The sequence below is a fragment of the Corynebacterium aquatimens genome (genome assembly GCF_030408395.1).
GTDB lineage: Bacteria > Actinomycetota > Actinomycetes > Mycobacteriales > Mycobacteriaceae > Corynebacterium > Corynebacterium aquatimens.
This window is the reverse complement of the sequence record NZ_CP046980.1, coordinates 1,171,240-1,190,911: the sequence shown is the minus strand read 5'-3', so window position 1 is coordinate 1,190,911 and position 19,672 is coordinate 1,171,240. Positions and strand designations below refer to the sequence as shown.

Annotated in this window: 19 protein-coding genes; 2 read left to right on the top strand and 17 right to left on the bottom strand. The window is 60.3% G+C overall.

From position 1 onward, the window contains the following. Positions 1 to 29 precede the first annotated feature (29 nt). Positions 30 to 755, top strand: a complete 726-nt coding sequence (gene pgl / locus CAQUA_RS05405) for a 6-phosphogluconolactonase (protein WP_196824173.1) — start codon at positions 30 to 32, stop codon at positions 753 to 755. A gap of 81 nt (positions 756 to 836) precedes the next feature. Here pgl and CAQUA_RS05400 read toward each other — a convergent pair whose 3' ends face one another. After that, positions 837 to 2,177, bottom strand: a complete 1,341-nt coding sequence (locus tag CAQUA_RS05400; RefSeq protein ID WP_196824174.1) for a haloacid dehalogenase-like hydrolase — start codon at positions 2,175 to 2,177, stop codon at positions 837 to 839. A 261-nt stretch (positions 2,178 to 2,438) separates the two neighbouring features. Between CAQUA_RS05400 and CAQUA_RS05395 the strand changes: the two genes are divergently transcribed. Continuing rightward, a complete protein-coding gene (locus CAQUA_RS05395) occupies positions 2,439 to 3,590 on the top strand; it encodes a glycerophosphodiester phosphodiesterase family protein (protein ID WP_231375395.1) in 1,152 nt (383 codons plus the stop codon). Between the two features lie 80 nt (positions 3,591 to 3,670). Here the strand turns inward: CAQUA_RS05395 and secG are convergent, their stop codons facing one another. The 16 genes from secG to fmt all read right to left on the bottom strand — a co-directional run bounded on the left by secG (position 3,671) and on the right by fmt (position 19,649). Continuing rightward, a complete protein-coding gene (secG, locus tag CAQUA_RS05390; RefSeq protein WP_196824175.1) occupies positions 3,671 to 3,907 on the bottom strand; it encodes a preprotein translocase subunit SecG in 237 nt (78 codons plus the stop codon). A 95-nt stretch (positions 3,908 to 4,002) separates the two neighbouring features. After that, a complete protein-coding gene (gene tpiA, locus CAQUA_RS05385; protein ID WP_196824176.1) occupies positions 4,003 to 4,785 on the bottom strand; it encodes a triose-phosphate isomerase in 783 nt (260 codons plus the stop codon). 40 nt (positions 4,786 to 4,825) lie between these two features. Next, positions 4,826 to 6,043 (bottom strand): phosphoglycerate kinase, encoded by a 1,218-nt coding sequence (locus tag CAQUA_RS05380; protein WP_196824177.1) that lies wholly within the window; start codon positions 6,041 to 6,043, stop codon positions 4,826 to 4,828. 180 nt (positions 6,044 to 6,223) lie between these two features. Beyond that, positions 6,224 to 7,234: a type I glyceraldehyde-3-phosphate dehydrogenase gene (gap, locus tag CAQUA_RS05375; protein ID WP_196824178.1), complete on the bottom strand. Its 1,011-nt coding sequence runs from the start codon at positions 7,232 to 7,234 to the stop codon at positions 6,224 to 6,226. A gap of 126 nt (positions 7,235 to 7,360) precedes the next feature. Continuing rightward, on the bottom strand, positions 7,361 to 8,368 hold the full coding sequence (gene whiA, locus CAQUA_RS05370; RefSeq protein WP_376993169.1) for a DNA-binding protein WhiA: 1,008 nt from the start codon (positions 8,366 to 8,368) through the stop codon (positions 7,361 to 7,363). Between the two features lie 98 nt (positions 8,369 to 8,466). Then, complete coding sequence (locus CAQUA_RS05365; protein ID WP_196824179.1) at positions 8,467 to 9,465, bottom strand: gluconeogenesis factor YvcK family protein; 999 nt, start codon at positions 9,463 to 9,465, stop codon at positions 8,467 to 8,469. Positions 9,466 to 9,545: 80 nt separating this feature from the next. Continuing rightward, positions 9,546 to 10,451 (bottom strand): RNase adapter RapZ, encoded by a 906-nt coding sequence (rapZ, locus tag CAQUA_RS05360; protein ID WP_196824180.1) that lies wholly within the window; start codon positions 10,449 to 10,451, stop codon positions 9,546 to 9,548. A 9-nt stretch (positions 10,452 to 10,460) separates the two neighbouring features. Further along, positions 10,461 to 12,539 carry an excinuclease ABC subunit UvrC gene (uvrC, locus tag CAQUA_RS05355; RefSeq protein WP_196824181.1) on the bottom strand — a complete coding sequence of 693 codons (2,079 nt, stop codon included), beginning with the start codon at positions 12,537 to 12,539 and terminating at the stop codon, positions 10,461 to 10,463. A gap of 10 nt (positions 12,540 to 12,549) precedes the next feature. Continuing rightward, positions 12,550 to 13,092 carry a PH domain-containing protein gene (locus tag CAQUA_RS05350; protein WP_196824182.1) on the bottom strand — a complete coding sequence of 181 codons (543 nt, stop codon included), beginning with the start codon at positions 13,090 to 13,092 and terminating at the stop codon, positions 12,550 to 12,552. A gap of 12 nt (positions 13,093 to 13,104) precedes the next feature. After that, positions 13,105 to 13,620 (bottom strand): 6,7-dimethyl-8-ribityllumazine synthase, encoded by a 516-nt coding sequence (ribH, locus tag CAQUA_RS05345; protein WP_196824183.1) that lies wholly within the window; start codon positions 13,618 to 13,620, stop codon positions 13,105 to 13,107. Then, positions 13,610 to 14,881 (bottom strand): bifunctional 3,4-dihydroxy-2-butanone-4-phosphate synthase/GTP cyclohydrolase II, encoded by a 1,272-nt coding sequence (locus CAQUA_RS05340; RefSeq protein WP_196824184.1) that lies wholly within the window; start codon positions 14,879 to 14,881, stop codon positions 13,610 to 13,612. Before CAQUA_RS05340 ends, ribH begins: the two co-directional genes overlap by 11 nt. After that, on the bottom strand, positions 14,878 to 15,480 hold the full coding sequence (locus CAQUA_RS05335; RefSeq protein WP_196824185.1) for a riboflavin synthase: 603 nt from the start codon (positions 15,478 to 15,480) through the stop codon (positions 14,878 to 14,880). The genes CAQUA_RS05340 and CAQUA_RS05335 overlap by 4 nt, the downstream gene beginning before the upstream one ends. Continuing rightward, on the bottom strand, positions 15,480 to 16,511 hold the full coding sequence (gene ribD / locus CAQUA_RS05330; RefSeq protein ID WP_196824186.1) for a bifunctional diaminohydroxyphosphoribosylaminopyrimidine deaminase/5-amino-6-(5-phosphoribosylamino)uracil reductase RibD: 1,032 nt from the start codon (positions 16,509 to 16,511) through the stop codon (positions 15,480 to 15,482). Before ribD ends, CAQUA_RS05335 begins: the two co-directional genes overlap by 1 nt. Next, positions 16,508 to 17,173, bottom strand: a complete 666-nt coding sequence (gene rpe / locus CAQUA_RS05325) for a ribulose-phosphate 3-epimerase (RefSeq protein ID WP_196824187.1) — start codon at positions 17,171 to 17,173, stop codon at positions 16,508 to 16,510. Before rpe ends, ribD begins: the two co-directional genes overlap by 4 nt. 35 nt (positions 17,174 to 17,208) lie before the next feature. After that, complete coding sequence (locus tag CAQUA_RS05320) at positions 17,209 to 18,723, bottom strand: RsmB/NOP family class I SAM-dependent RNA methyltransferase (RefSeq protein WP_196824188.1); 1,515 nt, start codon at positions 18,721 to 18,723, stop codon at positions 17,209 to 17,211. Beyond that, a complete protein-coding gene (fmt, locus tag CAQUA_RS05315) occupies positions 18,720 to 19,649 on the bottom strand; it encodes a methionyl-tRNA formyltransferase (RefSeq protein ID WP_196824189.1) in 930 nt (309 codons plus the stop codon). The genes CAQUA_RS05320 and fmt overlap by 4 nt, the downstream gene beginning before the upstream one ends. Positions 19,650 to 19,672: the final 23 nt, after the last annotated feature.

The window sequence follows — 19,672 nt, the reverse complement described above, 5'->3', positions numbered from 1 at the left end:
TCCGCTAGCCCCTAAAAGGAGCGATACCAATGCTGACCGTGGAGAAGGTCCCCAACCTCGATGTGCTGGTTGATAAAGCATCCGCCCGTTTCGTGGAGACTATCTCCGCGATCACCGCGGACCCGACCGGTGGCGTGCATGGCGATGGCGCAGCCCGCGTCGTGGTCACCGGTGGCGGCGCGGGGATCAAGCTTCTGTCCCGCCTAAGCCGCGCGCGCAACATGGACTGGAGCAAGGTCCACATCTTCTTCGGGGACGAGCGCAACGTGCAGATCTATGACCCCGAATCCAATGAGGGCCAGGCACGGTACGCGCTGTTCAACCATGTCAATATCCCCGAAGGAAACATCCACGGCTACCGTCCCCGGATGTCCACCCTGCCCGATACCGCGGAGGGCTACGCCACTCAGATTGAGCACCACGCACCCAAGGGTTTCGATCTTCATCTCATGGGCATGGGCCCCGACGGCCACATCAATTCGCTCTTCCCGGATTCGCCGCAACTCGCGGAAGCAGAGAAGCTAGTCGTACCCGTCTCCGACTCCCCCAAGCCCCCGGCTGAGCGCATCACCTTGACGTACCCCGCCATTGCCCGCGCTGACCAAGTCTGGCTCATGGTGTCCGGCTCAGAAAAAGCGGAGGCAAGCTCCCAGCTTATCGACGGGGTGGTGAGCGACGAATGGCCCGTCACCCGTGTCCCCGAGCTGACGAACACGACGCTGTTCATCACCGAGGATGCACTCCCCGAGGAGTAAAGCGGACTACCCACAAAAGCGCAGACAGGAAAGGCGGCAGTTAACACTGCCGCCTTTCGATGAACTTAGTACGTTTCTAAGTTAGTTCTTCTCCAGTTCGTAGACCTTATCTTCCTGGTCAGGAATCGGGTTACCCTTGGAATCGAGGAGCGGGCCGGTGGAATCGTCTTCCTCGATGCGTCCGTTCTGGTCGCAGTCATACATCTTGTCCTGCTTGTCCTTCGGCTCGATGAACATTGGGTTGACCAACCACTTGTCATCCTCATCGAAGTAAGCCTTGCACATCAGCTCCTGCTTGTTTCGGTTAACTGCAAGACGCAGGTAGGTAGCATCGCCGACGAAGGACACGTCGGTGTTAGAGTCACCAGCGGCGAACACTTGTCGCTTCTCTTCCGGAGCGGGCTCCCAAGCGTCTGGGCCGGTGATTCCCAGGACCTCTTCGTTGACTCGGCAGCGCTTTCCTTCGATGTACGTCATGGATTTTTCTCCACCACACTGGACCATCTCGTAGCTCCACTTGTCGCCATCGAGAACAGTCTTGACACCCATCACCTTGTCCGGAGCGATACCGATCTTTTCGCCCCAGGCCTGCGCCTGAGGTTGAGGGGAAGCGGTGATGATTCGCACGTCGAAACCGTGGTTTTTCAGCACGTTGATCAGGTCGGTGATTTCTTCGTAATAACGAATCCAACCGTTGTACTCCTTGGAACCCACCTTCACCTTCGTCCCCTCAGGTGCAGCAATGTATTCGTCGCGGGTCGCACGTGCAAAGTCCGTAATCTCGTCTTCGGTGTAGCCAGCGAGCAGCTGGACCTTGAATGCGTATGCAGGCTCAATGCGACGAGCGTTGAAGTTCTGGAAAGCCGGCTTGCCGTCTGAAGTTTCAGAGTCCTCGATGATTTTCTCGATAATGTCCGCGCACTCTGCACCCTCAGGCTTGCTGGTAGGAAGAACCTCACCCTCTTGCGCGAGGCCACCACACTTATCGTTGAGCTCGGTGATAATTTCCGGAGTGAAGTACTCGTTAAGGTTCTTCCAGTCCGATTTCGGCGGCTGCTTAATCTTGTCGTTCAGAAGCATGTAGTTGATCAGGGCTTCAGCCGTGTCGTTCTTGACCACCGTGTTGTCCCAATCGAACAAGGCGAGCGGGGCGCCTTCCCGCTCCGGATCAGCGCCGCACTCACCCAAGTCTTTGATCATGTCATCGATGCGAGTGCGGTTCTCATCAAGCCAGTTAAGATCCTGCAAAAGTGCGCAGTCCTGAGCAGCTACCGTTTGGGTATTCGTTTCGGTTGTGTCAGTGGTCTTTACTTCAGTGGCCTGTTGCTCTGAGTTGCTGGAGCAAGCTGTCAGGGAAAGGCCCATCGCGGCAACCGCAGAGACGATAACACCTGCGCGGCGCATTGTGGTCTTAGACTTCATGGAAAATCCCTTCGGTAACGCGCATTGTGAATGCGCATTCAGGTTAACTACCTGCATTCTTTTTGCGCAGGATTACTTGAAGACTACTTGCGCAACGTAAACGCTTAATTAACTATAAGCAAACTCTAACTTTGGGCTCACAATCTCCTGGCCACCTCAATACACTCGATGTTGTCGGGCCTTTTCATGGGTGATGACATCGAAAGACAACCGAATAACCGTCGAAAATAAAAATGACTCCGGCAACCGAAAAGAGGAAACATGGGCACGAATCGCCGCTCAATGGGAGCTGTAGCTGTCCTGGCATCCGCCAGCTTGCTTCTGGCTTCATGCAGTAATGACGAAGGAACCGATAAGGGTAACTCATCGACTCCAGAAGATAATTCCGCATCCACATCTGTTCACGAGCAAGCCTCTAAGAACAATCGTGACGACGTTCCGCCGGTGGCCGATAATCCATCCCCCGCTGTAAAGAACTTACCGCCGCACTTCGATTTTGAGGCTCACCGTGGTGGCCGCGGCGAATGGACCGAAGAATCAAAGAAGGCTTTCGAAACCGCTCTCGAACTCAACGCTACTACTCTTGAACTCGATGTCGTGATCACCAAGGATGGAGTTCCCGCGGTCTGGCATGATCCGAAGGTCCAAGATGACAAGTGCACGGATACAAAGCCAGCAACTGAGAATGACCCTCAGTTCCCATACGTTGGCAAGCTCATGCACGAGTTGACGTGGGACCAGATCCAGACCTTGGACTGTGATCTGAAACTTTCTGAGGACTTCCCTGAGCAGGAGCCTGTTAAGGGAAACAAGATCCTGCAGCTGTCCGATGTTTTCGAGATTGCGAAATCGGAACACGATGTCTACTTCAACATTGAAACCAAGATCGAAGCTGAAGAGCGAGAGAACTCGGCCGAACCACAGGAGTTTGTCGACGCGATTCTCGCTGCTGCTGAGGAAGCTGGCACTACCGACCGCATCATGATCCAGTCATTCGATTGGCGCAGCTTGCCACTGGTGCGTGAGAAGAACCCGAACATTCCTTTAGTGGCGTTGTACGACGAAACGACATGGGTCGAAGACTCGAAATGGATCGGCGATATCGACTACAAGGACGTAGACGGCGATGTTATCGAGGCCGTGAAGAAGCTTGGTGCAGAAGTGATCTCCCCCGGCTTTGCGGTGCCTTACGAGGCTAAAGCGGGCGATGATGACTACAACCCGACCGCTACCCGTGAGTACATCACAAAGGCCCACGAGGCAGGAATTCGTGTTGTGCCGTGGACGATTAATGATCCAGACACCATGGAAGAGCAACTTGATGCCGGCGTCGACGGCATTATCACGGACTACCCCACTCGTTTGAAGAAGATCCTGGATGAACGCGGGATCAACTACGCTCGTACAAAGTAGGGAGTAACAACGTTGAAGCCGCTACCCATTCGGGTAGCGGCTCAATTTTTGCCTGAGGAGCGCGACAGAGCGCTACAAGCTTAGAGTCCGTAGGACTGAATCAGGTTCAAGCCGATGATGCACGCGATCCAGATCACGCACATCACGATGGTGTAGCGGTCCAAGTTCTTCTCAACGACCGTGGAACCGGAAAGGTTAGCCTGGACACCGCCGCCGAACAGGCTCGACAGACCGCCGCCTTTGCCCTTGTGCAAAAGCACGAAGATGCTCATCAGAACTGCGGCGAAGACCAAGATGATCTGCAGGGTCAAGACCATGGTGAGAAAACCTCCACGGGGTTAGTTGGGTAACTCGTAACATGCTACACCACCTGCCGCCGCGGATTATATCCGGCGCGGCAGGTGGTGAATCTTTACTTCACGGCGTCGCCCGCTGCGGCGCAGAGCTTTGCAAAGTCCTGGCCGTCCAGCGATGCACCGCCGACGAGACCGCCGTCGATGTCTGGCTGACCAACGATTTCACCGACGCTGTCAACCTTGACGGAGCCGCCGTAGAGAATGCGGGTGCCTGCGGCAACATCTTCGCCCGCGATGTCGGCGATGGTCCTGCGGATTGCTTCGCACACCTCCTGGGCGTCAGCGGCAGAAGCCACCTTGCCGGTACCGATGGCCCAGACAGGCTCGTAGGCGATGACCGTCTTGGCGAGCTCTTCTGCGCCCAGACCAGCGAGGGATTCCTTGGTCTGCTGAACTACGAAGTTCACGTGCTCCCCTGCCTCGCGCACGTCGAGGGATTCACCGACGCACACGATCGGGTTCATGCCGTACGCGAGTGCTGCGCGGGCCTTCTTCGCCACGATCTCATTGGTCTCATTGTGGTACTCGCGGCGCTCGGAGTGCCCGACGACCACCCAGGTGCAGTCGAGTTTGCTCAGCATCGCGCCGGAGACTTCCCCGGTGTAAGCGCCGGACTCGTGGACCGAAATGTCCTGCGCACCGAAGGTGACCTTGAGCTCGTCGCCGTTGACCAATGTCTGGACGGAACGGATATCCGTGAACGGCACGATCAGCGCCACATCGACCTGATCGTAGTAGTCGTTCGGAAGCGCGAAGGCGAGGCGCTGGGTCTGCGCGACAGCCTCGAGGTGGTCGTGGTTCATCTTCCAGTTACCGGCAATGAGTGGTTTACGTGCCATGAGACAAATCCTTTCTGTAAACGGTTAAGCGGCTCTTGTTTTAGCTGTTCAGAACTGCCACGCCCGGCAGGTCCTTGCCCTCGAGGAGCTCCAGGGATGCGCCGCCGCCGGTGGAGATGTGGGAGAACCCGTCCTCGTCGAGGCCGAGCACGCGTACCGATGCTGCGGAATCGCCGCCGCCGACCACGGTGAAGGAACCGTTGTTAGCGGTTGCGTCGATCATGGCCTGTGCAACCGCACGGGTGCCTTCTGCGAAGTTCGGCTTCTCAAACACGCCCATCGGGCCGTTCCAGAACACGGTCTTGGACTCCGCGATGATCTCTGCGTACTTCTTGGCGGTCTCCGGGCCGATGTCGGTGGACAGCCAGCCCTCCGGGATGCCGTCGAGGTCCACGATCTTCGTCTCAGCATCGTTGTCGAACTCCGCAGCAGCCAGAAGGTCAACCGGCAGAACGATCTTGTCGCCGTACTTCGCCAGCAGGTCCTTGCAGGTGTCAATCATCTCTTCCTGGAGCAGGGACTTCTGGGTGTTGTGGCCCTGGGCGGTGAGGAAGGTGTAGCACATGCCGCCACCGATGATGACCTTGTCAGCCTTCTCAGCGAGGGCCTCAATAACGCCGAGCTTGTCGGACACCTTGGAGCCGCCGAGCACGACGACGTATGGGGAAGTCGGGTTGTCCTTGACGGAAGACAGCTTGTCCAGCTCCTGCTCAACCAGGTAGCCAGCGTAGGCCGGAAGGCGCTTCGCAACGTCGTAGACAGATGCCTGGGCGCGGTGAACAACGCCGAAGCCGTCGGAAACAAATGCACCGTTGTCAGCAGCAAGGGCAGCAAGCTCATCAGCGAACGCGCCGCGCTCTGCTTCATCCTTGGAGGTTTCGCGGGCATCGAAGCGGACGTTCTCAATCAACATGACATCGCCGTCGTTGAGCCCGTTAGCGCGCTCGTGCGCATCCTCACCGGTGACATCGCCTGCGAGAGCCACGTACTGGCCGAGGCGCTCCGACAGAGCCTCCGCAACCGGTGCGAGGGAGAACTTCGGGTTAGCTTCACCCTTCGGGCGGCCCAGGTGTGCGCTCAGGATCACCTTGGCGCCACCGTCGATAAGAGCTTGGATGGTCGGCAGCGAGGCATCAATACGACCCGGGTCCGTGATCTCCCCGTCGTCGTTAAGCGGGACGTTGAAGTCAGAGCGAACAAGGATGTGGCGGCCTTCGACGCCTTCATCCAGCAGGTCCTTAAGGGTGCGGGTGGTCATGGGTATGAACTCCTGTTTTGTCGAAAAGATGTGGGGTAATGGGTAAATATCAACCGGTACCTGGCACTACGTGCCGGTGTGAAAAAACCCGGGCGTGAAGTGCGTGGCACTGCCCGGGCTTTCATATAGCGCCTTAACGTTTAAGCGCTCTTGTATTCGTAGAGCTCGGCGCGCGCTGATTTAGAGGTTGTCAGCAACGTGCTTGGTCATACGGATGTACTGCGAGGTGTAGGAGAACTCGTTGTCGTACCAGGAGATGATCTTCACCAGGTTGCCGTTGATGACGCGGGTCATACCAGCGTCGAAGATGGCGCCGTGGTTGTTGCCAATGATGTCGGAAGACACGATGAGGTCCTCGGTGTACTCCAATGCGCGACCGAACTCAGCGTCCTGAACAGCGTTCTTCACTGCCTCGTTGACCTCTTCAACGGTCACCTCACGGCCCACGTTGACGGTCAGGTCGGTTGCGGAACCCGTGATCGTCGGAACACGCATTGCAAAGCCGTCCAGCTTGCCCTCAAGCTCAGGCAGAACCAAAGCCACAGCCTTTGCTGCACCGGTCGTGGTAGGAACGATGTTCTGAGCTGCAGCGCGAGCGCGACGCAGGTCCTTGTGAGGAGCGTCCTGCAGACGCTGGTCACCGGTGTACGCGTGGATGGTGGTCATCAGGCCGTTCTCAATGCCGAAAGCATCGTTGAGGACCTTTGCAACCGGAGCCAGGGAGTTGGTGGTGCAGGATGCAGCGGAGATGATGGTCTGGTCGCTGCTGTAGTCCTTGTGGTTGACGCCCCATACGTAGGTGCCGTCAACGTTCTTGCCCGGAGCGGAGATGATGACCTTCTTCGCGCCAGCGTCCAGGTGAGCCTTAGCCTTCTCACCGTCGGTGAAGAAACCGGTGGACTCCAAAACGATGTCCACGTTCTCAGAAGCCCAGTCAACGTTCGCCGGGTCCTTCTCAGCCGTGACCACGATGCGCTTGCCGTCAACGGTGATCGACTCATCGTCATACTCAACCTCGTGGCCGAGCTTGCCGTACGCCGTGTCGTACTTCATCAGGTGTGCCAGCGTCTTGTTGTCGGTCAGATCGTTGATCTTCACAACTTCGAGGTCGCCCGCGTACTCGTTGAGGATGATGCGGAATGCGGAGCGGCCGATGCGGCCAAAGCCGTTAATACCAATGCGGGTGGTCACGTAAATCTTCTCCTTGAAATGTGGCTTATTCGTACCACTGTCCAAGTGTAGCTACGTTGGTCCACGCCTGCAGGGAGCTTTTTGTGCAGGGGCTTTTTGTAAAGGGGGGTTTTAGACTTGCGCGCCCTATTGCCCTTCGGCCTCGGTACTAACGGCCGCGTGGGTATCCGGGATTCCTAGTTCTTTCGCCCGCTTGTCAGCTAGGGAAAGAAGACGCCTGATGCGACCAGCCACCGCGTCCTTCGTCATCTGCGGATCGGCGAGGCGGCCGAGCTCTTCCAGAGACGCGTGGCGGTGTGTCACGCGCAGGTAGCCTGCGTCTGCAAGGTGCTCTGGAACGTCGTCCCCAAGGATCTGCATCGCTCGGTCAACGCGGGCTGCAGCAGCCGCGGCTGCCTGAGCAGAACGCCGCTGGTTCGCGTCGTCAAAGTTGGCGTGGTGGTGGTTGGCAGTGCGGGCTTGGCGCTTTTCGCGCTTGTCGTCCCATTCCAGGCGCGTGCGCGGCGCGCCCATGCGGCTAAGAAGAATCCCAATGGCGTCGCCATCGCGGACAAAGACGCGAACGACTCCGCGCGTGTCCTTCGTCTTCGCCGCCACGGACAACCGCCGCGCCAAGCCAATCAAAGCCAACGCCACTTCCTCGCGCGGGCAAGCGACTTCCAGCGATGAGGTTCGCCCCGGCTCGGTCAGTGCGCCCCGGGCAAGAAACGCGCCACGCCACGCGGCTTCCACCTCAGCGATGGTCCCGGACACGATTTGGCGGGGCAAACCCACGACTGCGTGGCCGGAAGCCGTGACCAGCTTGAGCCGGCGAATCACATCCGTCGCCCCGTGTGCAATGGTGACCGTGTACCGCAGGTCTTTGGAACCCGTCCCCGGGATGACTTCACTGACCTCTGCCCCAGCGTCACAGACATCGCGAATGATGTCGGCCAAGTGATCGGCCACAGCCTTTTCGGCAAAGTGCGCCACGATCTCAACGCCGCGGGCACCTTCGGTGTATTCACCTGCTACGCGCAACATGGCAGTGGCTTCTGCAATCCGGACATCGGTGTTCGCACCGCTTCCACTGCGCGCGGCAGTAGAGTTCGCGGCGCTAAGAAGTTCTTCTTTGACTTTCGGTGTCAATGCCACGCTGCCGCGCTCCTTAGCTGATTCCTTGCGTATATCCGGCCTATGCCCGGCCTATTTCTGCCGTGTGCTTACTGTCGTCGTGAGCATACCGCTTAAGCTTAATTGTCCTGAATTACTTCCATGATGGCAGCTGCGAGCTTGTGCGGATCATGCCTGTTTGTCAGCCGCCCAGAGTCATCCACTTCAACCATGTCGCAATAGGACACGGTTGCGCCCACGTTGTGCGCCGCACGATCCAGGTAGTCTTTCTCCCCTTTTGAGAAAGGAATCCCGGAATCGGCGAGGAAGTGGTCCACGTGCAGGTCCGGCGCGTGCTGGGAGAACACATGGATGTGGCGTTCGGTAGAAAACCCAGGGGTCTCGCCGGCTTCCGGTGACAGGTTCAGCACCACGACCACATCCGCGCTCGTGCGGTTCAGCGCGTCCACAATCTCTGGAATCAACAGGTGCGGGATCACGGATGAGAACCATGAGCCGGGGCCGATCGTCACAACATCGGCGTTCATGATTGCTTCGACCGCCAGCGGGTTCGCGGACGGGGCGTCGGGGATCAGCCGGACTCGGCGCACAGAACCTGGCGTGGTAGCCACCGCCACCTGGCCGCGTACAGAGCGCATCACCCGCGGGTCGTCGTCAAGCCCGGCTACGTCGGCCTCAATATCCAACGGCTCCAGCGCCGCGGGGAGCACCCTGCCGGTCGATTGCGTCCACCGCGCCACGTTATCTAACGCGGCTTGCGCGTTTCCGCAGCGCTCGGCCATGCCCGCGATCAACAGGTTGCCCACGGCGTGCCCCGCCATCGCACCGTGCCCACCGAACCGGTGCTGGAGTGTCTCCCGCCACAGCCGCCCGTCCTCAGTGTCTGGCGTGAGCGCAGACAGTGCCATCCGCAGATCACCGGGGGGCACGATCGCCAGTTCGCGCCGTAAGCGCCCCGAGGAACCGCCGTCATCAGCCACGGTCACAATAGCGCTTAACGACGACCCGTCTTCCGGCCTATGCCCATTGGCACCGATAATTTTCCGGCCGGCAAGCAGGGTTTGGTACAAGCCATGGCCACCGCCGAGGCTGACCACCGACAAGGGTCGTGCACTCATCGCGGGCGTGGCGGGAGCGTGAGACGAATCGCAGGAGGATGTTTGGGTCGAACCATTCATGTCTTTTTCAGCCTCTGGATCTAGTGCCGCGCCAGATCGCGGTGCATGACTGAAACGTCCAAATTCCCCCCGGCGGAACGCTTCCGCAGCCGACGACCGATTTCTTCACTCACAGCGACGGAACGGTGATGCCCGCCGGTGCACCCAATGCCCACGGTGACAAAGTCTTTGCCCTCATGCCGGTACCCGGCAAGCATGGAACTGAGCAGGTCCACTACGCCGTCGACAAACTCGCTCGCGCCGGGTTGGGACAACACGTAGTCCGCCACCGGCTGGTCCACACCGCGGAAGTCACGCAACTCTTCAATCCAGTAGGGATTGGGCAAAAAGCGCACGTCCAACACGATGTCCGCATCGCGCGGGGAGCCGTGCTTGAAGCCAAACGACTGGATGGTGACGTGCTGGTGGCCGTGCGCGAGTTCACCCACGGATGCTTCAATCGCGCGGCGCAGGTCATGGATGGACAGGTTCGAAGTATCAATGATCACATCCGAGGTTGCGCGCACCGCGGCGAGTTCGCTGCGCTCACGCGTGATCCCAACATGCAGCGGGAAATCTTCCTGCAACGGATGAGTTCGGCGCACGCTATCAAAGCGCTTGATCAGGACCTCATCGCGTGCTTCGAGGAAGAGAATGAATGGATCAAAACCACGCTCCCTGGCCTGGGTAATGGTGTCCATCAGGGAACCGTTGAACATGCGGGCACGCACGTCCGTAACCACAGCAACGCGATCGACGGGGGAATCCTTCGCCAGCGACAGTTCTAGGAAATCCAGGATTAACTGCGGGGGAAGGTTCTGGGAGACAAAGAAGCCTTTGTCCTCAAAGACCTTTGCGGCGCTCGACAGGCCCCCGCCGGACATGCCGGTGATGATGACGGGGCGAGGACTCGGCGACTGCTGTGGCTGCGCGTATTCCGTGGACATGCCCCCATCCTATTCAGACGCGAGGTGCTTAGCGATCGTGGCCGCCAGCTTGGGGCCGATCCCCTTCACCTCGGCGATCTCTTCGGGTGTTGCTGCTTTGAGCTTTTTCACGGAACCAAAGTGCTTCACCAGATCCGTTCGCCGGGCGGGACCTAAGCCTGGAATGCCGTCGAGCGCGGAAGCACGCATCCGTTTGGAGCGCTGCTGGCGGTGGTAGGTGATGGCAAACCGGTGCGCCTCATCACGGATCTGCTGGAGCAGGTACATGCCCTCGGAGTTGCGGGGTAGAATCACCGGCTCATCATCATCCGGTACCCACACCTCCTCGAGCCTCTTCGCCAGCCCGATCAGGGTGACATCTACGACGCCGAGCTCATCGAACACTTTCTGCGCAGCGTTGACCTGGGGCTTGCCGCCGTCGACGATGAACAATTGCGGCGGGTAGGCGAACTTCTTGTTGCCGGTCGATTCCACCACGCCGTCTGATTCTTCGTCCTCAAACGCCGTCGTGTCCAGGCTGGCGTCTTCGGGGTTTGCTAAGCGGTCTTCCGCGTGGTGCTTGAAACGCCTGCGCGTTACCTCCGCGATCGATCCAACGTCGTTGCTGCGGCCATCGCCGGCAGCTTCTTTGATCCGGTAACGCCGGTAGTCGGCCTTTTTGGGCAGACCGTCTTCAAAAACCACCAAGCTGGCCACCACGTCCGTGCCTTGGATGTGGGAAATATCGGTGCACTCAATGCGCAACGGGGCTTCATCCATCCCCAGCGCGTCCTGGATGTCCTGGATCGCCTGGCTGCGTGCCGTCAGATCGCCCACCCGCTTGAGCTTGTGTTGCCGAAGGGCCTCCCGCGCGTTGCGGGAAACGGTGTCCATCAAAGATTTTTTGTCGCCTCGTTGCGGGACGCGGATGGCCACTGGGCCCCCGCGGAGTTTCTCCAGCAACGCGGTGGTCTCTTCGAGTTCCGCTGGCAGCTTTTCGACGAGGATCTCTCGCGGCACCGGCATTGGTGGACGCGCTTTGGCGTGCGACTCCTGGTCCACGCCGCGCCGCCGCACCTTTTTCTCCGCCAGTCGCCGGTCTTCAGCGGCTTCTAATTCCGCCCGTTCCACGGCGTCGGAATAGTACTGCACCAAGAAGTTCTGCATCAGCTCCGGCAAAGCTGGATCTTCTTCTCCCTCTGCGCGGCGCTCCATGCTGCCCGGTTCATCACCAGTCTTTTCCACGACCCAGCCGCGCTGTGAGCGAATCCTGCCTTCACGCACGGTGAAAATCTGTACGGCGGCTTCCAGTTCATCCGTGTCGAAGGCGATGATGTCCGCGTCGGTGTCGATGCTCAAAACGACGGTCTGCTTTTCCATCACCTTGTTCACGGCCCCCAGGTCGTCGCGAAGCCGCGCTGCTTTCTCAAACTCTAGATTCGCGCTCGCCTCGAGCATCTGCGCGTTGAGCCCTTTGACCACCGCATCTGTGCGGCCCGACATGAACGCCATGAAGCCCGCGACAATCTCGTCGTATTCCTCTTCGTTCACCCTGCCCACGCATGGGGCGGCGCACTTGTCGATGTAGCCCAAAAGGCAAGGGCGGCCGAGTTGCTCATGACGGTTGAAGACGCCTTTGGAGCAGGTCCGCACGGGAAACACCCGCGTCAATAGGTCGAGCGTTTCACGCACTGCCCACGCGTGGGAAAACGGCCCGAAGTAACGTACTCCTTTGCGGCGCGGGCCACGGTAGAAGAACGCCCGGGGGTAGGTCTCCCCCACGCTGACCGCGAGCATCGGGTACGTCTTGTCATCGCGGTACATGACGTTGAACCACGGGTCGAAGCGCTTGATCCACGTGTACTCAAGCTGAAGGGCCTCGACCTCGCTGGCGACGACGGTCCATTCCACGCTGGAGGCTGCGAAGACCATTTGGCGCGTCCGTGGATGCAGTTGCGCGGGTGGCTGGAAATAGTTGTTCAACCGTGCCCGAAGGTTCTTTGCCTTGCCCACGTACACCACGCGCCCGGCGGAGTCGCGGAATTTGTACACCCCCGGCTCAGTGGGAATGCTGCCTGGCGCGGGCCTATATGACTGAGGATTAGCCACGGATCAGCTTCTACTCTTCGGGCATGTAGCGGGCTTCGAGCTCGCGGAATCGCTCGACGGATTCCACTGCGCGCTCTTTGTCGCCAGCCTGAATCGCCCACAGCGGCACGTACTCAAACTCGGGAAGCTCAAGCCGCGCCATCCGCGCACCACGCGGGAATGTCAGGCCGTAAATGACCACCCACGGGTAGAAACGCGTGCCCACGATGTTGCGAACTTCCACCCCGTCTGCGTTCGCGCGCACCCGAGGTCGGGTGAGCATAAACCAGGCAAGAACGGACAAGATCAGTCCCACGCCGGGGAAGGCCAGCTTGTCGGTGGTAGTCACGGTCACACCCGTGAATTCAACATCCAGCATGACGCCCATGAAGATGTGCACGGCCATCAGCACCACCACGGCAGCGATCGCGATTTTCTTCAAATACGCGGAGGCAATCTCCAGCTCCCACGGCTTCGTCGTGATCACCGCGTGCGGGTCCGCCGCGTTGTACAGCGCGATACGTTGGTCTTTGCTCACGCTTGTTTGCGCATTCGTCGTTTCGTTCTCAGCCATCACCGCACCATGCTACTTTCTGCCCGTCTCACCGGGAAAGCTCCTCACCCGGGCAAGCACGCCGGCTGTGTGGAGGGCGGCGAGCATCGCTTCGGCGCCTTTGTCTTCTTTCGCGTCCGCTCCACCCGCTCGGTCGTGCGCTTGCTGCTCATTTTCAACGGTCAGCACGCCGTTGCCAACGGGAATCTCCTCGTCCAATGCAACGCGGGTCAAGCCCTCAGTCACCGAATCGCAGACGTAGTCAAAGTGGGCTGTGTCACCGCGGATGACGCATCCCAACGCGACAACAGCGTCAAAGCGCCGCGCCGCGGCCTGCGCCACGACGGGAATTTCTAAGGCACCCGCTACGCAGAAACTCTCCACCTTCGCGCCCACGGCCCTGGCGGTGTCTTCAGCGCGTGCGCGCAGCTTATCGACGATCCCCTCGTTCCACGCCGTGTACACAACCGCGACACGCAGGCCCTCTGCTTTTCCGCTCGCTACGACGGAATCGACCGTGATGGCGGTGGGCAATCCTTTAGCTGCCATTGCGTTCCTCCCATTCACCCACGCTGGGTAGGTCATGTCCCATTCGGTCGCGCTTGGTGCGCAGGTACACGATGTTGTCGTGCGAAGGCACAATCTCGATCCGCGTTCGTCCCACGATCTGTGGGCCGTAGCCACTCAAGGCATCGACTTTGTCTGGGTTATTGGATAAGACCTCTGCTTGCTCCACGCCAAGGTCCGCGAGGATTTGCCCCGCCACCGAGTACTCACGCGCGTCCGCTGGCAGGCCTTGCTCCAGGTTCGCGTCAACGGTATCCAAACCAGTGTCTTGAAGCCGGTAGGCCTCCAGCTTTGCAATCAGTCCAATGCCGCGACCCTCGTGGCCGCGGAGATACACGATGACACCGCGACCGGCTTGCTGCACGCGGCGCATTGATTCGTGCAACTGCGGCCCGCAGTCACAGCGCAGGGAGCCAAACACGTCCCCGGTCAGGCATTCCGAGTGAACGCGCACGAGCACCGGCTCGTCCCCACCGGCCGGCGTGATGTCACCGTGCACCAGCGCAACGTGCTCTTGGCCGTCGATGTCGTTGCGGTAGCCGAACGCAGTAAACGCCCCAAACTCGGTGGGAAGCGTTGTTTCCACGCAGCGGGTAATCACGTGGTCGTGGTGGCGCCGATATGCCGCCAGATCCTCAATTGAGATCATCACCAGCCCGTGTTCGTCGGCGAAGCGGCGAAGTTCAGGCCCGCGCGCCATATCAGTCGGGTCATCCTCCGAGACGATCTCACACAGCGCACCCAGTGGCGCGCGTCCGGCGAGGCGAGCAAGATCCACAGCCGCTTCGGTGTGGCCGTTGCGGGTAAGCACACCGCCCTGCCTAGCGCGCAGCGGGACCACATGCCCCGGCCGGGTGAAGTCGCCGCGCACAGCGGAAGGATCAGCAAGGTGCATGATCGTCTCCGCGCGTGAACGAGCGGAGATACCCGTGGTGCCAGTCTTTTTATCCACCGTCACCGCATACGCAGTACCACGCACATCCTCGTTAGTGGTCGCCATCGGCGGCAGATCAAGCTCGGTCGCCCGCGCATCGTCCATGGCAACGCAGATGTATCCGGAGGAATACCGCACCATGAACGCCACCAACTCCGGTGTTGCAGCATCCGCTGCAAAGATCAGGTCGCCCTCATTCTCACGGTCTTCATCATCAACCACGACAACGGCTTCGTCCCGGGCGATGGCAGCAATCGCATCCTCGACGGGATCTAACGCAATTCGCTGGTCATCACATTGTGCGGTCATAGTGATCTATGGTAGCCCCCAACCATCTTTTCAACGTATTTGGCCACTACGTCCACTTCTAGGTTCACTGGCTCGCCGTCACTCAGCTCCCCAAATGTTGTTTCCGCCAGTGTCGTGGGGATCAACGAAACCTCGAAGAAGTCCTCTCCTACTGCGGACACGGTCAATGACGTGCCGTTAACCGCGATCGAGCCCTTCTCCACGACGTAACGCGAAAGATCCTTTGGCAGAAAGAAACGCAGTACGTCCCAGTGCGTCGTGCTCTCTCGAGCCAGTAGCACTCCCACCCCGTCTACGTGGCCTTGGACGATGTGCCCGCCCAATCGTGCTCCTGCCGCCAACGCCCGTTCCAGGTTCACCTGTGAGCCGATCTCATAGCTACCCAGCCGCGAGCGGTCCAGCGTTTCTTGCATCACATCGGCGCTGAATACACCGTCGGAACACTCAACGACGGTGAGGCACACCCCGTCGACCGCGATCGAGTCCCCCGTTTGCGCGTCCGAGGTCACCTTCGGACCGCGCACTGTCAACCGCACGGCATTGTCCAATCGCTCGAGCTTTTCAACGCTGCCTACTTCTTCCACCAAACCCGTGAACATCAGTTGTCCTTTCTGCGCAATCGGATCAGAACATCGTCGTCGGCGACGGCCACATCCTCAAGCTCATAACGCTGCGCGCTGGAAAGGGTATCAGCCAGCGGTCCGTCCATGATGCCGCGGCCAGCCCCGAGAAGCATGGGTGCTAGGTAGGCCTGAATCGCATCAACAACGCCGAGCTCAAACATGCTCCGCATGAGCGTCGCGCCGCCTTCCACCATGACGTGACGCGCGCCCGTGGCCCACAGCGCGTCAAGCGCTTCCTGTGGCGTGGCGTACTGCTCGTACCCAAGGCGGGTCAGGTTGCCCTCGGGCACGTCTCGCGTGCCGACGACCACGCGTCGCGGCTGGTTGCTGTACAAGGAGCCGTCTTCTTTCCGGGCTGTGAGCGACGGGTCGTCGGCAAGCACCGTGCCCGTGCCAACGATGATGGCGTCGCACCGCGCGCGATCCTCGTGGACCCAGGAACGGGCCATGGGACCTGTGATCCACTGGCTGGTGCCGTCCTGTGCGGCGGTAAAGCCGTCGAGGGTGGCCGCGAACTTCGCCGTCACGGAAACGCGACCGTGACGCATCGCTGTGAGCCAGGGATCCAACTGACGCACAGGGTACGGGATGTGGCGAACCGCAACCCCGTGATCGCTTAAGTACTGCGCTCCCCCGGCCGCGACCGGGTTGGGGTCGGCGTTGAGATACACCACCTTTGCTATGCCTGCCTGCACGATCGCTTCCGCGCATGGGCCGGTGCGCCCAGTGTGGTTGCAGGGCTCGAGGGTGACTACCATGTGCGCCCCACGCGCCTTTTCCCCGGCCGCGTCGAGTGCGACGCGCTCGGCGTGGCGCCCGCCCGCCGGTTCCGTGCCGCCGGTGGCGATGACGTCGATGATGTCGGGGGCATCAGGGTTCTCGCGGTAGATCACGCAACCAACCGGCGGGTTCGGGCTCGTGGAGCCCCACACCTCACCGCCCGCCTGCACCGCCTCCCAGAGGGCGGCATCTTCGTAGCGGTCGCAGTCATACGAGTAGACCCTCATGCGGTTTCCTGCACGTCGCGGGCAATTGTCCGCAACGATTCAACGGCCTGCGCGGGGTCCTGCGCACCGAATACGGCCGAGCCAGCCACGAACGATTCCACTCCGGCTTCCGCCGCCTGCGCAATGGTTGCTTCGCCGATACCGCCGTCGATCCCAATCACCGTTGATAAGCCAGCGTCCGCAATGAAATCGCGCAACGTGCGCACCTTGCTCAAGACCTCGGGCATGAACTTCTGCCCGCCGAATCCTGGCTCAACGCTCATGACCATGACTTCCTCAAAGTGCTCGAGGTCATCCAAATACGGCTCGATCGGAGTGCCAGGTTTGATGGCAAAACCCGCTTCGACGCCCAGGTCGTGCAGCTTCTTCGCGGCCTCGACGTGATCTTTGCTGGCCTCAATGTGAAAGACCAGACGGTCGCCGCCAGCGTCGATGTATGTCTCAAACCAGCGCTCGGGTTCCTCGATCATCATGTGGATGTCCAAGAATTGATCCGTGACGCGGTTCACGGCGCGCGTAACGTCCGGCCCGAAGGACAGGTTAGGCACAAAGTGCCCGTCCATGATGTCCACGTGGATCAAGTCCGCATTAGGAACTTTCTCCACGTCTGCGCCGAGCGCAGCATAGTCAGCGGCCAAGATCGACGGGGCAATGTAGATCATGCCTCTACCCTATCCAGAGACTGCCGCCTTAGCCTTTAGTTCTTGCGCAGAATCGACACGAACATCGCGTCGGTGCCGTGCCGGTGCGGCCACATTTGGACACTCGGGAACGACCCAACCTCATCCATTCCTGGCATGAGGTCACGGGCATCCAGTTCCTCGACGCCACCAGAAGCAAGTTGCTTATCGACGATCCTTCGGGTCTCACGCAGATCCGGGGAGCAGGTGGAGTAGACGATGATGCCGCCCGGGCGGGCGAGCTCAACCGCAGCTGCGAGCAACTCCGACTGCAGTGTGTTGAGCTCAGCAATGTCATCCTCCGACTTGGTCCACCGCGCCTCCGGACGTCTCCGCAGCGCGCCAAGCCCGGAGCAGGGTGCGTCGACCAGAATCCTGTCGTAGCCCGGCTCACAACCACTGTCGCGACCATCAGCGACCTTTACCGTCACCGGTAGCCCCTCTGTGATCTGTTCAACGAGCCTTGCCCGGGTCTCACTGATCTCCACGGCGTCTACTGCCGCAGCGTCAATCTCAGCGAGCGCGCCGATGAGCGCCGTTTTGCCGCCCGGGCCGGCGCACAGGTCAAGCCAGCGACCGCCATCGGTGCCCTCAAGCGGCGCTTCAACCACGGCACGGGCAATCAGCTGAGAGCCCTCATCCTGGACCGCCGCGAGCTTGTCGCGCACTGGCTGGAGCTTGCCCGGATCGCCGCCATCGAGGTACACGGCATACGGCGAGTACCTGCCCTGTTCACCGCCAGTGATCAGTGCCAGTTCCTCCGCACTCATCTCCCCCGGGCGCGCCGCGAGATGCACCACCGGACGCTGGGAGTCGGCATCAAGCGCCGCAGTGAGCTCATCTTTCAACGCGTCGCCGCTAAGGCCTTCCGCCGCGAGGGTCTCCCCAAAGGATGCTGCGATCCACGCGGGATGTGCCGTGCGAATCGCGATCTCACCGAACCCCTCGATCGAGCCATCGGTGCCAGTAGCGACTTCAGCTGCGATACGGTCCATCCACTCTTCGCTTGAGGTCCTGGTGATGGTGCGCAAGATCCCGTTGACAAACCCTTTCGCCTTGCTTTGGCCTGCTGATTCAACCAATTGCACCGAGGTATCAACGGCCGCGTGCTGCTCCACCCGCGTGTGCAGGATCTGGTACGTGCCAAGCCGAAGTGCAGTAAGCACGGCTGGGTCCAGCGACGATAGTTCACGAGACGAACACTGCGCAATCACGGCGTCCAAGACGCCAAGGTTGCGCAGCGTTCCGTAAGTAAGCTCCGTCGCGAACGCCGCGTCGCGCCCGCCGACCTTCTTCTGACGCAGGATTTGCGGCAGAACCAGGTTGCCAAAAGCATCTTCTGTCTCCACGCGGAAGACTGCTTCGAAGGCCGCCTCCCGCGCCGGGTCACCGATGGCCGGCATGTGGTCCCGCACTGCATCAGGTCTGCGATCCCCCTCGCGTACCTGGCGCGTGCCTCGACCCTTCTTCGTCTGTCCCTGTTCAGCTGCTTCGCGCGACCTGCGCGAACGCGAGCGGAATCCACCACTCATTGAAACTTCAGCCCTTCCACAACATCAGCGCTTAATCCGCGGCCCCAGTCCGCAGCGTTCATCATCTTCTTCCCTGGCGGCTGGATCGTGCCGAGAATGACATCGCCGGTTCCAGTCCCCACGCTCACGTGCTTCTTCGTCACCGTGACATCCCCCGGCTGCAGATCCGATGTTCCAGCAGGGGTAACGGGCCCTACCTTCACGCGGTCGCCGCCTAACGTCGTCCATGCCCCGGGGGCTGGCGTGAACGCACGGATTGCACGGTCAACGACTTCAACCGGTTGGGTCCAGTCAATCCGCGCGTCATCCGTAGTGATCTTCGAGGCGTACGTCCCCTCTTCCGGCTGCTTGGTCAGCTGCGCCGTGCCGTCCTCAAGCATGTCCATCGCCTCAACGAGGGCGTTCGCGCCGCCTCGAGCGAGGCGTTCGAGCAGATCACCGGCAGTGTCCTCGGGGGCAATCGGATCATTCGTACTTAAGATCACGTCCCCGGTGTCAAGCCCAGAGTCGATGCGGAACACCGATACGCCAGTGGTGTCATCGCCGGCCAGAATCGCGTGCTGCACTGGGGCTGCACCGCGCCAGTTGGGCAGGACCGAGAAATGCAGGTTCACCCAACCGTGGGTTGGAATATCCAGCATGTCATCTGGGATCAGGTTTCCGTAGGCAACCACCGGGATGCAGTCCGGGGCAAGATCACGCAGGCGTTGCCGAATCTCGTCGTTAGCCTTGAGCGTTTCCGGAGTGAGAACCTCAATGCCATGTTCCTCGGCCAACGCCTTCACGGGCGAGGGGTGCAGAGTGCGGCCGCGACTTTTGCGGGCATCGGGCCGGGTGAGAACCGTGACGACCTCGTGCCGTGAATCAATGAGTGCGCGCAAAGATTCGACAGCTGGTTCAGGTGTGCCAGCGAAAATTAGCCTCATGGCCGCTCATTCTACTGGCGGCG

Coding starts and splice junctions, on each gene's coding strand:
- pgl (WP_196824173.1), top strand. CDS start 30: ATGCTGACCGTGGAGAAGGTCCCCAACCTCGATGTGCTGGTTGATAAA.
- CAQUA_RS05400 (WP_196824174.1), bottom strand. CDS start 2,177: ATGAAGTCTAAGACCACAATGCGCCGCGCAGGTGTTATCGTCTCTGCG.
- CAQUA_RS05395 (WP_231375395.1), top strand. CDS start 2,439: ATGGGCACGAATCGCCGCTCAATGGGAGCTGTAGCTGTCCTGGCATCC.
- secG (WP_196824175.1), bottom strand. CDS start 3,907: ATGGTCTTGACCCTGCAGATCATCTTGGTCTTCGCCGCAGTTCTGATG.
- tpiA (WP_196824176.1), bottom strand. CDS start 4,785: ATGGCACGTAAACCACTCATTGCCGGTAACTGGAAGATGAACCACGAC.
- CAQUA_RS05380 (WP_196824177.1), bottom strand. CDS start 6,043: ATGACCACCCGCACCCTTAAGGACCTGCTGGATGAAGGCGTCGAAGGC.
- CAQUA_RS05365 (WP_196824179.1), bottom strand. CDS start 9,465: ATGAGTGCACGACCCTTGTCGGTGGTCAGCCTCGGCGGTGGCCATGGC.
- rapZ (WP_196824180.1), bottom strand. CDS start 10,451: ATGTCCACGGAATACGCGCAGCCACAGCAGTCGCCGAGTCCTCGCCCC.
- CAQUA_RS05350 (WP_196824182.1), bottom strand. CDS start 13,092: ATGGCTGAGAACGAAACGACGAATGCGCAAACAAGCGTGAGCAAAGAC.
- ribH (WP_196824183.1), bottom strand. CDS start 13,620: ATGGCAGCTAAAGGATTGCCCACCGCCATCACGGTCGATTCCGTCGTA.
- CAQUA_RS05340 (WP_196824184.1), bottom strand. CDS start 14,881: ATGACCGCACAATGTGATGACCAGCGAATTGCGTTAGATCCCGTCGAG.
- CAQUA_RS05335 (WP_196824185.1), bottom strand. CDS start 15,480: ATGTTCACGGGTTTGGTGGAAGAAGTAGGCAGCGTTGAAAAGCTCGAG.
- ribD (WP_196824186.1), bottom strand. CDS start 16,511: ATGAGGGTCTACTCGTATGACTGCGACCGCTACGAAGATGCCGCCCTC.
- rpe (WP_196824187.1), bottom strand. CDS start 17,173: ATGATCTACATTGCCCCGTCGATCTTGGCCGCTGACTATGCTGCGCTC.
- CAQUA_RS05320 (WP_196824188.1), bottom strand. CDS start 18,723: ATGAGTGGTGGATTCCGCTCGCGTTCGCGCAGGTCGCGCGAAGCAGCT.
- fmt (WP_196824189.1), bottom strand. CDS start 19,649: ATGAGGCTAATTTTCGCTGGCACACCTGAACCAGCTGTCGAATCTTTG.